This window comes from Paenibacillus sp. KS-LC4 (assembly GCF_036894955.1).
GTDB lineage: Bacteria > Bacillota > Bacilli > Paenibacillales > Paenibacillaceae > Pristimantibacillus.
On record NZ_CP145905.1, the window covers coordinates 5,617,764 to 5,634,829 of the forward strand.

Here is a 17,066-nt window from a genome sequence, read left to right on the forward strand (position 1 = left end):
TTATTTCTTAACGGTAAGTTTAACTTTCACAAAACCGTTTTTAGGGCCTGGTACAGAACCTTTAACCAGCAACACGTTACGCTCAGCGTCTACGCGGATAACTTCAAGCTTCTGAATTGTGATAGCGTCAGTACCCATGTGACCTGGAAGGCGTTTGCCTTTAGGTACGCGGTTCGCTTGAATCGAACCCATGGAACCTGGACCACGGTGGTAACGGGAACCGTGAGACATAGGACCCGTGCTTTGTCCCCAACGTTTAATAACGCCGGCAAAGCCTTTACCTTTAGAAATACCTGTTACGTCAACGAATTCGCCTTCTGCGAAAAGGTCAGCTTTAACCACTTGACCAACTTCATAGTCACCCAATTGGATGCCGCGAATTTCACGAACGTAGCGCTTAGGAGTAGCTCCCGCTTTTTTAGCGTGGCCAATTTCCGGCTTAATAGTTCTGCTTTCTTTCTTGTCGGCAAAACCGAGTTGAACAGCTTCGTAACCATCAGTTTCCTGGTCTTTCTTCTGCAAAACGACACATGGTCCAGCTTCGATAACCGTAACCGGAATTACGTTACCTTCAGCAGTAAACACTTGAGTCATTCCAAGTTTTTTACCTAAGATACCTTTCATGTTGACACCTCATTTCCCTTCTATATCACATATACTGGTGTTGCTTTTACAGTTTGATTTCGATATCTACACCGGATGGTAAGTCCAGGCGCATCAACGCATCAACCGTTTGCGGCGTAGGGTTAACAATGTCGATCAAGCGTTTATGTGTACGCATTTCGAATTGCTCCCTGGAATCCTTGTACTTGTGTACCGCGCGGAGAACGGTGATGATTTGCTTTTCCGTTGGAAGCGGAATCGGCCCGGAAACACTCGCTCCGGAACGTTTTGCAGTTTCTACAATTTTCTCTGCGGATTGATCAAGAATCCTGTGATCGTACGCCTTCAAGCGAATACGAATCTTTTGCTTTGCCATATAAGTCCCTCCTTCTATCGCCCAATTTATTATCGGACATACTCCATGAGAAAACCCGGCACATGCCCCATGGCAAAGGGGCCGGGTGTGTCGGCAACCTCTCACATCATCGCAACGTCACAGACCAACAGACATTATTATAACGAAATGAATGGGCAAAAGCAAGCAGAACTTTGCTTTCATACTGCTTTCATTAAAATTAGTACAAATTCATTCTTTTGTGTGCTAAGATGCAGCCTTTTACTGCATCTAGCATTGGCCTATTATCGGCTTCATAAACAAAACGAATGCAGTTCCTTCTATATTATATAGAAGCAACTGACTTGATAGTCTGCGAATAAAAGCTGTGCCGCCTCTTAATACAAGAAAAGATCGCCCTTTATGTGAGTACAGCGGCAAGCTTCACCTATGTCTCATAAAAAGCGATCCTATTATTCGCAAAGCACCCTAATACACTCTTCATCACTTTATGCTTATTAACCTAACACAATCCGGTCGTCGGCCAGCTTCTTACCGCTAATTTGCTCAAATTCGTTAAGCAGCTGCGCTACCGTCAGATCCCTCTTGCGACGCTCATTAACATCAAGGATGATGCGCCCCTTGTCCATCATAATAAGCCGGTTGCCTAGACGGATTGCCTGCTCCATATTGTGAGTAACCATAAGCGTCGTCAGCTGCATCTCATGTACAAGCGAATCCGTGAGCGCTGTAATCAGCTCTGCTCGAGCAGGATCGAGCGCAGCCGTGTGCTCATCAAGCAGCAATATTTGAGGCTTTGTAAAGGTCGCCATCAGCAGGCTAAGCGCTTGCCGCTCTCCCCCGGATAGAAGGCCAACCTTTGCGCCCAAGCGGTTCTCAAGCCCAATACCGAGCCTTGAAAGCTGCTCCTTGAAAAAAGCACGCTTGGCTGGCGTCACTCCCAGCATGAGCCCACGCGGCTTGCCCCTTTTATAAGCCATAGCCAGATTTTCCTCAATCGTCATGCGCGGCGCTGTGCCCGCCATTGGATCTTGAAATACTCTGCCAATCCATTGGCTGCGTTTATATTCGGGAAGCAGTGTCATTTTATCCCCGGCTATTTCAACATCCCCCGCATCTGGGCGTGTGACACCCGATATAATATTCATCAATGTAGACTTGCCAGCTCCATTACTTCCAATGACCGTAACAAAATCGCCAGGCATCAGATGAAGATTAATGTTAATTAAAGCAGGCTTTTCATCAACAGTTCCTGGATTAAAAAGCTTGGACACCTTTGAAATGTTCAGCATTACTGCCCACCTCCACGTTGTACAGAATCAGTAAGCAGCTCCGCTGAGCGTTTGCGAGCCATTTTTTTCTGCTTCATTGATTTCTGAATGGTTGGAACTACAAGGGCAACAATGACGATTACGGCAGTAATCAGCTTTAAGTCAGAAGCCTTGAGCCACTCGACCCGGTAGGCAATCGTAATAATGATTCGATACACAATGGAACCAAGAACGACTGCCAGCGTAGCCCAAAAAACTTTACGAGCTCCAAAAATAGCCTCACCAATAATAACGGAAGCCAAACCGACGACGATAACGCCAATCCCCATGGAAATATCAGCAGCAGTGGACTGCTGTGCGAATAAAGCGCCTGACAAAGCAACGAGCGCGTTGGAGAGGGATATACCGATGATTTTAGTCGTTTCCGTGTTGGAACCAAAGCTGCGAATCATACGCTCGTTATCTCCTGTCGCACGCAAACTTAGCCCTAAATCGGTATGCAGAAACAAATCGAGGAGCAGCTTAGCCACAATAACAACGATAACGACAATAACAAGTACGTTGCTAGTTGTAAAAATCGTATCCATGCCATATACCGAAACGTTCGGCTTGCCCATAATTCGCAAATTAATGGAATATAGCGCAATCATCATAATAATACCGGAAAGCAGCCCATTAATTTTGCCTTTAGTATGCAAAAGCCCAGTAATGGCACCTGCCACTGCACCGCCAGCAAAAGCAGCAATAGTGGCTACCCAAGGCGATACCCCGTTCGTAATCAAAATCATCGCAATGCCGCCGCCCGTCGTGAAGCTACCCTCCACGGTCAAATCCGGAAAATCCAATATACGATACGTAATGTAGACGCCAAGCGCCATCAAAGCATAAATTAAACCAAGCTCAATTGCACCAGGCATTGATTTCAATAAACTAAGCAATTGGTAACCTCCTCATAGCGAACGGGTAAACTACAAACGGCTACTGCCGTCTAATGGCGACAATAGCCGTTACTTTACAACATAAATTGCCCGTTAAATATCCAACTATTCAATGATGTTGGTAGCAGCATCCTTGACTTGATTTTTCATCTCATCGGTTACGGTAATGCCTTGTTCCTTAGCTGCCTTCATGTTCAAAATAAGATCCAGCTTGTCCGGCACAGTTACTTTCATTTCGCCAGGCTTTTTGCCATTCTTCAAAATATCCACAGCCATTTGGCCTACTTGGTAACCATGGTCATAGTATTTGAAGCCAATTGTAGCAAAGGCACCACGCTCAACCGTATCACGATCACTCGCAAAAAACGGAAGGTCATTATCATTTGCTACTTTAATCAACGTATCCAAGCTACTAACAACTGAATTGTCCAAAGTAACGTACAAGGCATCAACTTTACCCACAAGTGAAGCAGCAGCTTGCTGTACTTCCGATGTGTTGCTCACTGCTGCACGAACAAGCTTAATGTCATGCTTAGCAAGCGCTTCTTCAGCAATCTTTGCCATTACCACAGCATTAGGCTCACCTTCATTAATGACCAGCCCAACATTTTTCACTTTTGGAAAATTAGCAGCAACAAAATCCATTAACTCCGTAATGGCAGCAGGGTTTGTATCGGACGCTCCAGATACTAGACCGCCAGGTGCATCTAAATTTGTAACGAGCTTCGAATCAATCGGATCGGTAACCGCTGCAAAAAGCACAGGACGATCCGTCACTTCTTTAACTAGCGCTTGTGCTGATGGTGTAGCAATACCTAACGCTAAATCACTTTTGTCAGCCGCAATCTTTTGAGCCAACGTTTGGTTGTTCGCTTGATCTGCTTGTGCCGTATTAAAATCAATGGTCAAATTCTGACCTTCAACCAAGCCCGCATCCTTTAATGCTGCAATAAATCCTTCTCTTGTCGCGTCTAGCGACGGATGCTCTACATACTGTGAAATCGAAATTTTATAATTTTCTTTCGCTCCACTGTCTGTTGCTTCAGCAGAACTGCTTGGTGCAGCTGAAGCCTGCTCTCCTGTATTACCCGATCCTTTATTGCTCCCGCATGCCGAAATGACCAAAACGAGTACTAGCATGAGTCCTACCCACATATTTTTCTTCATCATCTCTAAAACCCTCCCTTACTTAATAAGCTGCATCTGTCTTACATTCCCATAAGTTTTCCTTCTATCGCAGCTGTATACATCTTATCTCATATTAAAGGCGATGCAGCAGCGCCGTCAATGACTTGTCCATGGAAAATAAAAAACCTCTCACCGAGGTGAGAGGTTTAAGTCGTGCGCGGCTTAAAGCCGCACGCGATTATTTTTGGATAGTTGCTACAGCGCCAGCGCCTACAGTACGGCCGCCTTCACGGATGGAGAAACGAGTTCCTTCTTCAACCGCGATTGGAGCGATAAGCTCAACCGTAACTGTGATGTTGTCGCCAGGCATAACCATTTCAGTACCTTCTGGCAGGTTGATGATACCAGTAACGTCAGTTGTACGGAAGTAGAACTGTGGACGGTAACCAGTGAAGAAAGGCTTGTGACGGCCACCCTCTTCTTTAGTCAGAACGTAGATTTGTGCAGTGAAGTTAGTGTGTGGTTTAACCGAACCCGGTTTAGCCAATACTTGTCCACGCTCAATATCTTTACGGTCTACACCACGAAGCAATGCGCCAACGTTGTCGCCTGCTTGAGCGGAGTCAAGCAATTTACGGAACATTTCAACGCCTGTTACTACGGATTTGCGGGACTCTTCAGCAAGACCGATAATTTCGATCTCGTCGCCTACTTTGATAACGCCACGCTCAACACGGCCAGTTGCTACAGTACCACGGCCAGTGATTGTGAATACGTCCTCGACAGGCATAAGGAAAGGTTTCGCAACATCGCGCTCAGGAGTTGGGATGTAAGTGTCAACTTGCTCGAACAACTCAACGATTTTTTCAGCCCAAGGACCATCAGGGTTTTGCAAAGCTTCACGAGCTGCACCACGGATGATTGGAGTGTCGTCGCCTGGGAACTCATACTCGGAAAGAAGGTCGCGAACTTCCATCTCAACCAGTTCAAGAAGCTCTTCGTCTTCAACCATGTCGCATTTGTTCAGGAATACAACGATGTAAGGAACGCCAACTTGCTTGGACAGCAAGATGTGCTCACGAGTTTGTGGCATAGGGCCATCAGCTGCGGAAACGACCAGGATTGCTCCGTCCATTTGTGCAGCACCAGTGATCATGTTTTTTACATAGTCGGCGTGACCTGGGCAGTCAACGTGAGCGTAGTGACGAGTTGGCGTCTCATACTCAACGTGAGCTGTCGAGATCGTGATACCGCGCTCGCGCTCTTCTGGAGCTTTATCGATTTGGTCGAATGCGATAGCAGCACCGCCGTATTTTTTGGAAAGTACAGTAGTGATTGCTGCAGTCAGAGTCGTTTTACCGTGGTCGACGTGACCGATTGTACCGATATTAACGTGCGGTTTAGTACGTTCAAATTTAGCTTTTGCCATTGAACTTAATCCTCCTCAATATTAAAAAAATTTTATGTGGGGGTAGAGCACCTGCAAGCTAAGCAAGCAAAAATGCCTACCGGAGTAAATACAGTGAATTATTACAAAGACAAATGATTATTCGCCTTTGTGCTTAGCAATAATCTCTTCAGCGATCGACTTAGGAACTTCTTCATAGTGAGAAAGCTCCATCGAGAATACGCCGCGTCCTTGTGTACCGGAACGAAGTGTTGTGGAATAACCAAACATCTCGGAGAGAGGCACCTTAGCACGGATAATTTGCGCGCCTGCGCGAGTATCCATACCTTCAATGCGACCACGACGGGAGTTCAACATACCCATTACATCGCCCATATACTCTTCAGGAACAGTAACTTCAACTTTCATGATTGGCTCAAGCAGAACTGGCTTACATTTTTCTTTGGCAGCTTTAAGCGCCATCGAACCTGCAATTTTAAATGCCATCTCCGAGGAGTCAACATCATGATAAGATCCGTCGAAAACAATTGCTTTAACATCAACGAGCGGGAAACCAGCGATAACGCCGTTTTTCATCGACTCTTCGATACCAGCTTGGATTGGAGCGATAAATTCACGAGGAATCGATCCACCCACAACCTTGTTTTCAAATACGAAGCCTTCACCTGGCTCTTGTGGAACGAATTCAACCCAGCAATGGCCATATTGACCTTTACCACCGGATTGACGAACGAATTTACCTTCGACTTTTGCAGCTTGACGGAACGTTTCACGATAAGCAACTTGAGGCTTACCAACGTTTGTCTCAACCTTAAATTCGCGAAGCATACGGTCAACTAGAATCTCAAGGTGAAGCTCACCCATACCAGAGATAATCGTTTGGTTAGTTTCTTCATCCGTATGCGCACGGAATGTAGGATCCTCTTCCGCAAGCTTGGAAATCGCGATACCAAGTTTGTCTTGGTCAGCTTTCGTTTTTGGTTCGATAGCTACCGAGATTACTGGCTCAGGGAAATTCATAGATTCAAGAATGATCGGACTTTTCTCATCGCAAAGCGTATCGCCTGTAATGGTGTCTTTCAAACCAACTGCAGCTGCGATATCTCCGGAGTAAACTTCCGAAATCTCTTGACGGCTGTTCGCGTGCATTTGCAGAATCCGACCAATACGCTCACGTTTGTTCTTTGTACCATTCAGAACATACGAACCGGATTTCAGGACACCAGAATACACACGGAAGAACGTCAATTTACCAACATAAGGGTCCGTCATGATTTTGAATGCCAGAGCCGAGAACGGTTCTGAATCTGAAGATTGACGAACTTCCTCAGTACCGTCATCCAGTGTACCTTTGATAGCTGGTACATCAAGTGGCGATGGAAGGTAATCAACAACAGCATTCAACATCATTTGAACGCCTTTATTGCGGTAGGAGGAGCCAACGATAACTGGGAAAATTTTAACTTCGCAAACGCCTTTACGAAGCGCTGCTTTAATTTCTGGAACGGTAATTTCTTCACCTTCCAGATATTTCATCGTTAATTCTTCATCCAGCTCGGCAACTTTCTCGATTAATTCCGTGCGGAGTTCTTCGACTTGGTCGGCATACTCAGCAGGAATTTCGATTTTCTCAGGGTCTTTTCCGAGATCATCTTTGTATTTGTATGCTACGCGCTCAACGATATCGATAACGCCGACAAAATCGCTCTCAGCGCCAATCGGAATTTGAATCGCAACAGCATTTGCTTGTAGACGCTCGCGCATATCCTTGATAACGTTCAAGAAGTCTGCACCGATGATGTCCATTTTGTTGATATAAGCGATCCGTGGAACGCCATAACGGTCAGCTTGACGCCATACCGTCTCAGATTGAGGCTCAACGCCTTCTTTTGCACTGAAAACGCCAACTGCCCCGTCCAATACGCGGAGGGAACGCTCAACTTCAACTGTGAAGTCAACGTGTCCTGGGGTATCGATGATATTGATGCGGTGTCCATCCCATTGAGCTGTCGTCGCGGCAGACGTAATCGTAATACCGCGCTCTTGCTCTTGTTCCATCCAGTCCATCGTCGCGGCGCCTTCATGCACCTCTCCGATTTTGTGAGTACGGCCTGTGTAGAACAAGATACGCTCAGTTGTAGTGGTTTTACCCGCATCAATATGCGCCATAATCCCGATGTTCCGTGTATTATTCAAGGAGAACTCTCTAGCCATGAACTGGTCTCCTCTCATTAAATGAGATTATTTGTTGATTCAGCGTCAGCTGAATCCTACCAACGGTAGTGAGCAAACGCTCTGTTCGCTTCTGCCATTTTGTGTGTATCTTCACGCTTCTTAACGGATGCACCAGTGTTATTGGAAGCATCAGTAATTTCAGCAGCCAAACGCTCTACCATCGTTTTCTCACCGCGGTTGCGTGAGTAGTTCACGAGCCAACGGAGACCAAGCGATGTACGGCGCTCAGGTTTAACTTCGATCGGCACTTGATAGTTGGCACCGCCGACACGGCGTGCTTTAACCTCAAGTACTGGCATGATATTTTTCAAAGCTGCTTCGAACACTTCCATCGGATCTTTACCCGTGCGTTCTTGGATCAGTTTGAAGGCATCGTACAACAGCGTTTGAGCTGTTCCACGTTTACCGTCGATCATAATGCGGTTGATGAGTCTCGTTACCAGTTTGCTATTGTAAACCGGATCCGGAAGCACATCGCGTTTTGTTACAGGACCTTTGCGTGGCATGAGAAAGTCCCCCTTTCTTGAATGATCATTTCATTAGTGGTTAAAGCATGTCTTATTTCTTAACTTTAGGACGTTTTGCACCGTATTTCGAACGAGCTTGGTTACGGTTGTTAACACCCGCTGTATCCAAAGCGCCGCGAACGATATGATAACGTACACCCGGAAGGTCTTTTACCCGTCCGCCACGGATCAATACGACACTGTGCTCTTGAAGGTTATGTCCGATACCCGGAATGTAAGCTGTAACCTCTACGCGGTTAGTCAAACGTACACGCGCATATTTACGAAGTGCAGAGTTCGGTTTTTTCGGAGTCATTGTACCTACACGAGTGCACACACCGCGTTTTTGCGGAGCACTGATGTTTGTAGCTTCACGTTTCAAGGCGTTGAAACCTTTTTGCAAAGCTGGCGATTTTGATTTTACGACTTTAGCTTGGCGTCCTTTACGGACTAGCTGGTTAATTGTTGGCATGTTGCCACCCCCTTCCGTTATTCATGTCATTTAATATGGTAGACATTACACCTAATTTTAAAGCCCACAGATCCAGGTGGTTCATAAAAGAACAAATAAAAATTCTCACCAGTCCATCATCAGATTGAAGTTGCACCAGCAAAAATACTTTTTTCCTTTATTCATCATCGGTTACGAGCGCTGCCATAGCAGCTCCGACATCAATTCCGCAGGTTTTCCCAAGGTCTTGCATCGTTTCTACCCATTTGACCGGGATACTCGACCGCTCACACAAATGAAGTATCTTCTCTTTCATTCGTGGATCTGCATCTTGAGCAATGTAGACTTCGATTGCTTTATCTTGCTCAAGCATCTTCGTCGTCTGTTTCGCGCCAACTTTAAACTGCATGGAATCACCTATCCTTTAGCGGTAGAAGATCACACAATTAGGCACACTTCGATATATTATCACCTGTACACCTAGAGTGTCAAGTGGCTTTATCAGAAAGACAGCAAATGTTAGTCATTTCCTTTTCTGAAAAGCTGCTAGAATCTTGGTATAAGCGCATACGCAGGCAGCTTCCCCTCTCTTGCAAGGGGAGGCCGCCGCAGCATGCATGCTTCAAGCTTTAATCAACGGTAACTGCTTCTGATTCCAGTTCGCCTTGGTTTACAACAGTTTCCTGCTCATCCTCAAGACCTACCAGACGGATGTTGCGATAACGCGTCATACCCGTACCAGCCGGAATCAACTTACCGATAATAACATTTTCCTTCAGACCAAGCAACTGGTCGACCTTGCCTTTAATAGCGGCGTCAGTCAGGACGCGGGTCGTTTCTTGGAAAGAAGCTGCCGACAAGAACGAATCCGTCTCAAGAGACGCCTTCGTAATACCGAGCAATACCGGTTTCGCTACTGCTGGCTCTTTGTCAGCAAAGATCGCTTCGCGGTTGGCAGATTCATATTCATGAATGTCTACAAATGCGCCTGGCAGAAGCTTTGTTTCTCCCGCATCAACGATACGGATTTTGCGGAGCATTTGCTTAACCATGACTTCAATATGCTTATCATTGATTTCTACCCCTTGGTTCCGGTAGACGCGCTGTACTTCCTGCAAAATATAGTTTTGAACGCCGCGGATACCTTTAATCCGAAGCATATCTTTAGGGTCAATCGAACCATCCGTCAGCTCGTCGCCGGCTTCTAGTTGCTGACCTTTTACAACACGGATACGCGAGCCGTAAGTAATCGCGTAAGTTTTGGATTCCGCTTCACCTTGAACTTCGATTTCACGGCGATCCTTCGCTTCACGAATTTCTTTGACCACACCATCAAGCTCGGTGATGATCGCTTGACCTTTCGGATTACGCGCCTCGAAAAGCTCCTGGATACGCGGCAAACCTTGCGTAATATCGTCTCCGGCAACACCGCCGGTATGGAATGTACGCATTGTGAGCTGTGTTCCTGGCTCCCCGATGGATTGAGCAGCAATGATACCAACTGCTTCACCAATTTCAACATGCTTGCCTGTCGCAAGGTTACGGCCATAACAAGTTTTACATACGCCATGACGCGCGCGGCAGCTAAGCACGGAACGGATTTGCAGTTTTTCAATGCCAGCATCAATAATCGCATCGGCTCTATTCGAATCGATCAAATCGTTGCGGCTTACGATAACTTCGCCAGTCTTCGGATGACGAACGGTCTCGAAAGCGTAGCGGCCTTCAATACGGTCGTAAAGATCCTCGATAACCTCTTTACCGTCTTGAATTTTGCTGACAGAAAAGCCTTTATCAGTTCCGCAATCTTCTTCACGAACGATAACATCCTGTGCAACGTCAACAAGCCTACGAGTCAGGTAACCGGAGTCAGCTGTACGAAGAGCTGTATCCGCAAGACCTTTCCGCGCACCGTGCGTCGAGATGAAGTACTCGAGTACGGTCAGACCTTCACGGAAGTTCGATTTGATTGGCAACTCGATAATACGACCCGATGGATTGGCCATCAGTCCACGCATACCGCCCAATTGGGTGATTTGCGATTTATTACCCCGCGCTTTCGAGTCAACCATAAGCATGATGTTGTTATAGCGATCCATCGACTTCATCAAAATTTCCGTCAACTCGTCTTTACATTTGCTCCAAATGCTAATAATCCGGTCATAACGCTCTTCGTTCGTAATCAGACCACGACGGTACTGATTCATAACGATAGCTACCTGATCATCAGAATTTTTAAGAAGCTCCGTTTTTTCCGGCGGTACGATAACGTCCGATACAGCAATCGTAATACCTGCACGAGTAGAGTAAGTGAAGCCAAGCTGTTTAATACGGTCAAGGATAACAGCCGTCAGCGTCGTGTGGTAATTTCTGAAGCACTCAGCAATAATATTACCGAGATAATCTTTACCAACACCGCCTGCTGTAGGCAATTCTTCAATGATTTTCTTCAAATCACTGCCTTTGTCGTATACAAAATATTTATCCGGCGTTCCGTTCAAGAGGTTCGTTTTCGTAGCCTCGTTGATATAAGGGAAATCCTCCGGGAAAATTTCGTTAAAAATAATTTTACCAACGGTCGTTGCTAACAACGACTGCTGTTGTTTTTCGGTGAACACCGTCTTTTTCAAAACTTTCACCGGAATAAAGACACGCGCATGCAACGAAACAATACCGCGTTGGTACGCCGATACTGCTTCATTCACCGTTGCAAACACCGAACCTGTGCCTAGCGCTTCCTTGTTGTCCATCGTCAGATAGTAACTGCCGAGAACCATATCCTGAGAAGGCGTAACGACTGGCTTACCGTCTTTAGGGTTCAAAATGTTGCCCGATGCAAGCATAAGCAAGCGAGCTTCCGCTTGTGCTTCTGCAGACAATGGAACGTGAACGGCCATTTGGTCACCGTCGAAATCCGCATTATAAGCGGTACATACGAGCGGGTGAAGCTTGATGGCGCGACCTTCAACCAAAATCGGCTCAAATGCTTGAATACCGAGTCTGTGAAGGGTCGGGGCACGGTTCAGCAGAACCGGGTGCTCCTTGATTACTTCTTCAAGAACATCCCATACCTCAGGGCTTACGCGCTCAACTTTGCGCTTCGCGCTCTTAATGTTGTGCGCAAGTCCTTTGTTGACGAGTTCTTTCATAACGAATGGCTTAAACAGCTCGAGCGCCATTTCCTTCGGAAGTCCGCATTGGAACATCTTCAGGTTCGGGCCTACTACGATAACGGAACGGCCAGAGTAATCGACACGTTTTCCGAGCAAGTTTTGACGGAAACGTCCTTGCTTACCTTTCAGCATATGGCTGAGCGATTTGAGCGGACGGTTACCCGGTCCAGTCACTGGACGACCACGACGGCCGTTATCAATCAGCGCATCAACTGCTTCTTGAAGCATGCGTTTCTCATTTTGCACGATAATGTCAGGAGCACCCAAATCAAGCAGACGCTTCAGACGGTTGTTACGGTTGATTACACGGCGGTACAGGTCATTAAGGTCAGACGTCGCAAAACGCCCGCCATCCAGTTGTACCATCGGGCGAAGCTCTGGAGGGATAACTGGAAGCACATCAAGAATCATCCATTCCGGCTCATTGCCGGAGTTGCGGAATGCTTCAATAACTTCAAGACGCTTGATCGCACGGTTACGGCGTTGGCCCTGAGCCGTACGAAGCTCTTCTTTAAGCTGCTCCAGCTCTTTCTCCACTTCAATGTCCTGCAGCAGTTTTTTGACTGCTTCAGCACCCATTCCAGCGTGGAAGCCGTAGCCATATTTCTCACGGTAGCTGCGGTATTCCTTTTCAGACAGCAGCTGTTTTTTCTCCAGCGGCGTATCACCAGGATCGGTTACAACATAAGATGCAAAGTATATGATCTCCTCAAGCGAACGAGGCGACATATCCAATGCCAAGCCCATGCGGCTAGGAATCCCTTTGAAATACCAGATATGAGATACAGGAGCTGCAAGCTCAATATGTCCCATACGCTCACGGCGCACTTTCGCACGTGTTACTTCAACGCCACAGCGATCACAGACGACGCCTTTATAGCGAACGCGCTTGTACTTGCCGCAGTGGCACTCCCAGTCTTTGGTAGGACCAAAAATTTTCTCGCAGAAGAGGCCTTCCTTCTCCGGTTTTAACGTCCTATAGTTGATCGTTTCCGGTTTTTTAACTTCTCCGCGGGACCAGGAACGAATTTTCTCAGGCGAGGCAAGCCCAATTTTCATATACTCGAAGTTGTTCACGTCCAACAAGGAGCAACCCTCCTTCGTCATGTATGGCTATTTCATGCATACTAGCGGCTGCGTGTTCGCTAGTAGCGTACACGCAGCTGGGCTAGATTCTTATTCAAGAGCGCCTACTTCAGCGCCTTCTAGATTAAGGTTCAGCTTATCTCCTGCTGCGTCATCATCGTCATCCGACTCTCTTAGCTCGATCTCTTCTTCATTTTCGGTCAGAATTTTAACATCCATACCCAAACTTTGAAGCTCTTTGATCAATACTTTGAATGACTCCGGCACGCCTGGCTCTGGTACGTTCTCACCCTTAACAATCGACTCATACGTCTTCACACGACCAACAACATCATCGGATTTGACGGTAAGAATTTCTTGCAAGGTGTAAGCAGCCCCATAGGCTTCAAGCGCCCATACTTCCATCTCACCGAAACGCTGTCCGCCGAATTGAGCTTTACCACCCAATGGCTGTTGCGTAACGAGCGAGTAAGGACCTGTGGAACGAGCATGGATTTTATCGTCAACCATGTGCGCAAGCTTGATCATGTACATGACGCCAACGGTAACTTCACGTTCAAAGCTTTCACCCGTACGGCCATCATAAAGTACAGTCTTACCATTACGCTGCATGCCTGCTTCTTCCATTGCATCAAAAACGTCATTCTCACGCGCGCCGTCAAATACCGGCGTCGCAGCATGCAAGCCAAGACGTTTACAAGCCAGACCCAAGTGAACTTCAAGCGCTTGGCCGATGTTCATACGAGAAGGTACGCCCAGTGGGTTGAGAACAACTTCTACTGGTGTGCCGTCTGGCAGGAATGGCATATCTTCTTCCGGCATAATGCGGGCAATAACCCCTTTATTACCGTGACGTCCGGCCATTTTATCACCCTCGGAAATTTTCCGTTTTTGAGCAATATAAGCACGAACGAGTTGATTTACACCAGGAGGCAGCTCATCGCCATTCTCACGAGTAAATACTTTTACGTCCACAACGATTCCGTCAGTACCATGCGGTACGCGAAGCGAAGTATCTCTTACTTCACGAGCTTTTTCACCGAAAATCGCATGAAGAAGGCGTTCCTCTGCTGTCAGTTCCGTTACACCTTTAGGTGTTACTTTACCAACCAGAATATCGCCTGCACTAATTTCTGCGCCGACACGGATAATACCACGCTCGTCGAGATTTTTCAGTGCTTCTTCGCCGACATTTGGAATGTCGCGGGTAATTTCTTCTGGTCCCAGCTTCGTATCACGGGCTTCCGACTCATATTCCTCAATGTGAATCGAGGTATAAACGTCTTCTTTAACAAGCTTTTCACTAAGAAGAATGGCATCCTCATAGTTGTAGCCTTCCCATGTCATAAAGGCAACGACCACATTGCGGCCCAGTGCCAATTCGCCTTGCTCCGTCGATGGTCCATCAGCGAGAATATCGCCTTTTTTGATAACATCGCCTTTATGAACAAGCGGACGCTGGTTAATACATGTTCCTTGATTGGAACGCGTAAACTTGTGAAGCTTATGTTTAACGAGATCGCCAGTTACCGACTTGCCGTCAATTTGCTCCACACGGCGCAACCAAATTTCATTGGCAGATACACGTTCAATAATTCCATCAAATTTGGAGACAATACATACACCGGAGTCTTTAGCCGACTTATGCTCCATACCCGTACCGACAAGCGGTGCTTTCGGAATCAAGAGAGGTACGGCTTGCCGTTGCATGTTGGAACCCATAAGCGCACGGTTGGAGTCATCGTTTTCCAAGAACGGAATAAGCGCCGTCGCAACCGATACAACCTGCTTAGGAGATACGTCCATGTAGTCAACGCGCTCGCTTGGCATCGTAAGAATGTTATCTGCCTGTTTATTGTAACGAACGATAACACTGCTTTCTTCGAATGTGCCTTCAGGAGTCAGCTTTGCATTCGCTTGCGCAATTACATAGTTGTCTTCCTCATCAGCAGTCAGATAGGCAATTTGTTCCGTTACAATTCCTGTCTTCGCATCTACCCAACGATATGGAGCTTCAATGAATCCATATTCGTTAATGCGGGCAAAAGAAGACAAGGAGTTGATCAAACCGATATTCGGTCCCTCTGGCGTCTCAATCGGACACATCCGCCCATAGTGGGAGTGATGGACGTCTCGGACTTCAAAGCCCGCGCGCTCACGTGTCAAACCGCCGGGTCCGAGTGCAGACAGACGACGTTTGTGTGTCAGTTCCGCAAGCGGATTCGTTTGGTCCATAAACTGCGAGAGCTGTGAGGATCCGAAGAACTCTTTAATCGAAGCAATAACGGGACGAATGTTAATCAAAGCCTGCGGCGTAATCGCGTTCGCATCCTGAATCGACATCCGTTCACGCACTACTCTTTCCATACGGGACAGACCGATACGGAATTGGTTTTGCAGAAGCTCCCCTACGGAACGCAGACGACGATTACCCAAGTGGTCAATGTCATCCGTGCTTCCTACACCTTGAAGCAGGTTAAGGAAATAGTTAATGGAAGCAATAATATCTGCCGGCGTAACATGCTTCACTGTTTTATCAATAATCCCGTTTGCAATAACCTTAATGACTTTAGATTCATCAAGCGGCGAGAATACACTGATTGCTTGCAGTGGAATACTATCTGCATCAAGCACGCCATTGGCAACATGATACGTTTTGAAGCCAACATTTGTTTCAAGCTTCTCCAAAATGTCATCCAACAAACGGCGGTCAATCATCTGACCTGCTTCAGCAATGATTTCACCGGTCGATGGATCGACAAGCGTTTCAGCTAAGCGCTGATTGAACAGACGATTTTTGATATGAAGCTTTTTATTAATCTTGTAACGTCCTACATTTGCTAGATCATAGCGTTTCGGGTCAAAGAAGCGTGCTACAAGCAAGCTCTTCGCGTTATCAAGCGTAGGCGGCTCACCTGGACGAAGGCGCTCATAAATCTCAATCAGCGCTTTCTCGGTAGAATCCGTGTTGTCTTTATCAAGCGTATTGCGAATATACTCGTCATGGCCGAGCAATTCCAAAATTTCCGCGTCAGTGCCGAAGCCTAACGAACGCAAAAGTACCGTAACCGGAATTTTCCGAGTGCGGTCGATACGAACGTAGACAATATCTTTAGCATCCGTTTCCAGCTCTAACCAAGCTCCACGATTCGGGATAACGGTCGCTGTGTAGTTTTTCTTCCCGTTTTTATCAACCTTCGTGCTGAAGTACACACTTGGGGAGCGCACCAATTGGCTGACAATAACCCGTTCCGCTCCGTTAATGATAAACGTGCCGGTCTCTGTCATCAGCGGGAAGTCACCCATGAAAACTTCCTGTTCCTTCACTTCGCCAGTCTCTTTATTAAAGAGCCGTACTTTCACGCGTAGTGGAGCAGCATACGTCACATCGCGTTCTTTTGATTCATCGACCGAATATTTCGGTTCGCCCAAGCTGTAGTCGATAAACTCAAGCGATAGATTGCCCGTAAAGTCCTGAATCGGCGAAATATCTTGGAATAATTCAATTAAATCCGTTTCCAAGAATTTTTCGTACGATTTTTGTTGGATTTCAATCAGGTTCGGGACTTCCAGCACCTCGTTGATTCGGGCATAACTTCTCCGCGTGCGCCGACCATACTGAACAAGTTGTCCTGCCAACTTAACCTCACCCCTCATGTCTGTCTCACAGCAACGAAACGTACTGCGCAACTGCTTACTTATTCAAATAAAGAAAAGCCCTTATCGAATAGTTCGAAAAAAGAGCATGTTCCACGAGCCAACCATACGCAGCGCAAGCGTATAGATTCCATATCAAGTAATTTTGCCCAAAATGTAAACATTATACGTCAACTACACATTTTATATGCATTTTGCGCTAAAAATTCGCACTTGACATTTTAGTTGACTAAAGAGATTTAGCCCAATTTAATG

At 46.6% G+C, this 17,066-nt stretch carries 12 protein-coding genes; all 12 read right to left on the reverse strand.

Features of this window, described 5'->3' with window-relative positions:
- A complete protein-coding gene (gene rplC, locus V5J77_RS23835; RefSeq protein WP_056035792.1) occupies nt 1-624 on the reverse strand; it encodes a 50S ribosomal protein L3 in 624 nt (207 codons plus the stop codon).
- A gap of 46 nt (nt 625-670) precedes the next feature.
- The gene (gene rpsJ / locus V5J77_RS23840; protein ID WP_197938307.1) at nt 671-979 is read right to left on the reverse strand and encodes a 30S ribosomal protein S10; all 309 of its coding nucleotides are present in this window, start codon (nt 977-979) and stop codon (nt 671-673) included.
- A gap of 476 nt (nt 980-1,455) precedes the next feature.
- Nucleotides 1,456-2,250 carry an ATP-binding cassette domain-containing protein gene (locus V5J77_RS23845; protein ID WP_338553289.1) on the reverse strand — a complete coding sequence of 265 codons (795 nt, stop codon included), beginning with the start codon at nt 2,248-2,250 and terminating at the stop codon, nt 1,456-1,458.
- Entirely contained in the window at nt 2,250-3,146 is an 897-nt protein-coding gene (locus V5J77_RS23850) for an ABC transporter permease (RefSeq protein WP_338557033.1), read from the reverse strand. Before V5J77_RS23850 ends, V5J77_RS23845 begins: the two co-directional genes overlap by 1 nt.
- A 126-nt stretch (nt 3,147-3,272) precedes the next feature.
- Nucleotides 3,273-4,334 (reverse strand): ABC transporter substrate-binding protein, encoded by a 1,062-nt coding sequence (locus tag V5J77_RS23855; RefSeq protein WP_338557035.1) that lies wholly within the window; start codon nt 4,332-4,334, stop codon nt 3,273-3,275.
- Between the two features lie 199 nt (nt 4,335-4,533).
- Entirely contained in the window at nt 4,534-5,724 is a 1,191-nt protein-coding gene (gene tuf, locus V5J77_RS23860; protein WP_338553290.1) for an elongation factor Tu, read from the reverse strand.
- Nucleotides 5,725-5,841: 117 nt separating this feature from the next.
- Nucleotides 5,842-7,917 carry an elongation factor G gene (gene fusA, locus V5J77_RS23865; RefSeq protein WP_338553291.1) on the reverse strand — a complete coding sequence of 692 codons (2,076 nt, stop codon included), beginning with the start codon at nt 7,915-7,917 and terminating at the stop codon, nt 5,842-5,844.
- Nucleotides 7,918-7,973: 56 nt separating this feature from the next.
- Nucleotides 7,974-8,444 (reverse strand): 30S ribosomal protein S7, encoded by a 471-nt coding sequence (rpsG, locus tag V5J77_RS23870; RefSeq protein WP_046234219.1) that lies wholly within the window; start codon nt 8,442-8,444, stop codon nt 7,974-7,976.
- Nucleotides 8,445-8,496: 52 nt separating this feature from the next.
- Nucleotides 8,497-8,916 carry a 30S ribosomal protein S12 gene (gene rpsL, locus V5J77_RS23875; protein ID WP_046234218.1) on the reverse strand — a complete coding sequence of 140 codons (420 nt, stop codon included), beginning with the start codon at nt 8,914-8,916 and terminating at the stop codon, nt 8,497-8,499.
- A 157-nt stretch (nt 8,917-9,073) separates the two neighbouring features.
- Entirely contained in the window at nt 9,074-9,304 is a 231-nt protein-coding gene (locus tag V5J77_RS23880) for a ribosomal L7Ae/L30e/S12e/Gadd45 family protein (protein ID WP_338553292.1), read from the reverse strand.
- A gap of 220 nt (nt 9,305-9,524) precedes the next feature.
- On the reverse strand, nt 9,525-13,154 hold the full coding sequence (rpoC, locus tag V5J77_RS23885) for a DNA-directed RNA polymerase subunit beta' (RefSeq protein WP_338553293.1): 3,630 nt from the start codon (nt 13,152-13,154) through the stop codon (nt 9,525-9,527).
- 90 nt (nt 13,155-13,244) lie between these two features.
- On the reverse strand, nt 13,245-16,811 hold the full coding sequence (gene rpoB / locus V5J77_RS23890) for a DNA-directed RNA polymerase subunit beta (protein ID WP_338553295.1): 3,567 nt from the start codon (nt 16,809-16,811) through the stop codon (nt 13,245-13,247).
- Nucleotides 16,812-17,066: the final 255 nt, after the last annotated feature.

Excerpts from the sequence above, each read along its gene's own strand:
- rpsG (WP_046234219.1), bottom strand. The coding sequence starts at position 8,444 with ATGCCACGCAAAGGTCCTGTAACAAAACGCGATGTGCTTCCGGATCCG.
- V5J77_RS23855 (WP_338557035.1), bottom strand. The coding sequence starts at position 4,334 with ATGAAGAAAAATATGTGGGTAGGACTCATGCTAGTACTCGTTTTGGTC.
- V5J77_RS23880 (WP_338553292.1), bottom strand. The coding sequence starts at position 9,304 with ATGCAGTTTAAAGTTGGCGCGAAACAGACGACGAAGATGCTTGAGCAA.
- V5J77_RS23845 (WP_338553289.1), bottom strand. The coding sequence starts at position 2,250 with ATGCTGAACATTTCAAAGGTGTCCAAGCTTTTTAATCCAGGAACTGTT.
- tuf (WP_338553290.1), bottom strand. The coding sequence starts at position 5,724 with ATGGCAAAAGCTAAATTTGAACGTACTAAACCGCACGTTAATATCGGT.
- fusA (WP_338553291.1), bottom strand. The coding sequence starts at position 7,917 with ATGGCTAGAGAGTTCTCCTTGAATAATACACGGAACATCGGGATTATG.
- rpoB (WP_338553295.1), bottom strand. The coding sequence starts at position 16,811 with ATGAGGGGTGAGGTTAAGTTGGCAGGACAACTTGTTCAGTATGGTCGG.
- rpsJ (WP_197938307.1), bottom strand. The coding sequence starts at position 979 with ATGGCAAAGCAAAAGATTCGTATTCGCTTGAAGGCGTACGATCACAGG.
- V5J77_RS23850 (WP_338557033.1), bottom strand. The coding sequence starts at position 3,146 with ATGCCTGGTGCAATTGAGCTTGGTTTAATTTATGCTTTGATGGCGCTT.
- rpsL (WP_046234218.1), bottom strand. The coding sequence starts at position 8,916 with ATGCCAACAATTAACCAGCTAGTCCGTAAAGGACGCCAAGCTAAAGTC.
- rplC (WP_056035792.1), bottom strand. The coding sequence starts at position 624 with ATGAAAGGTATCTTAGGTAAAAAACTTGGAATGACTCAAGTGTTTACT.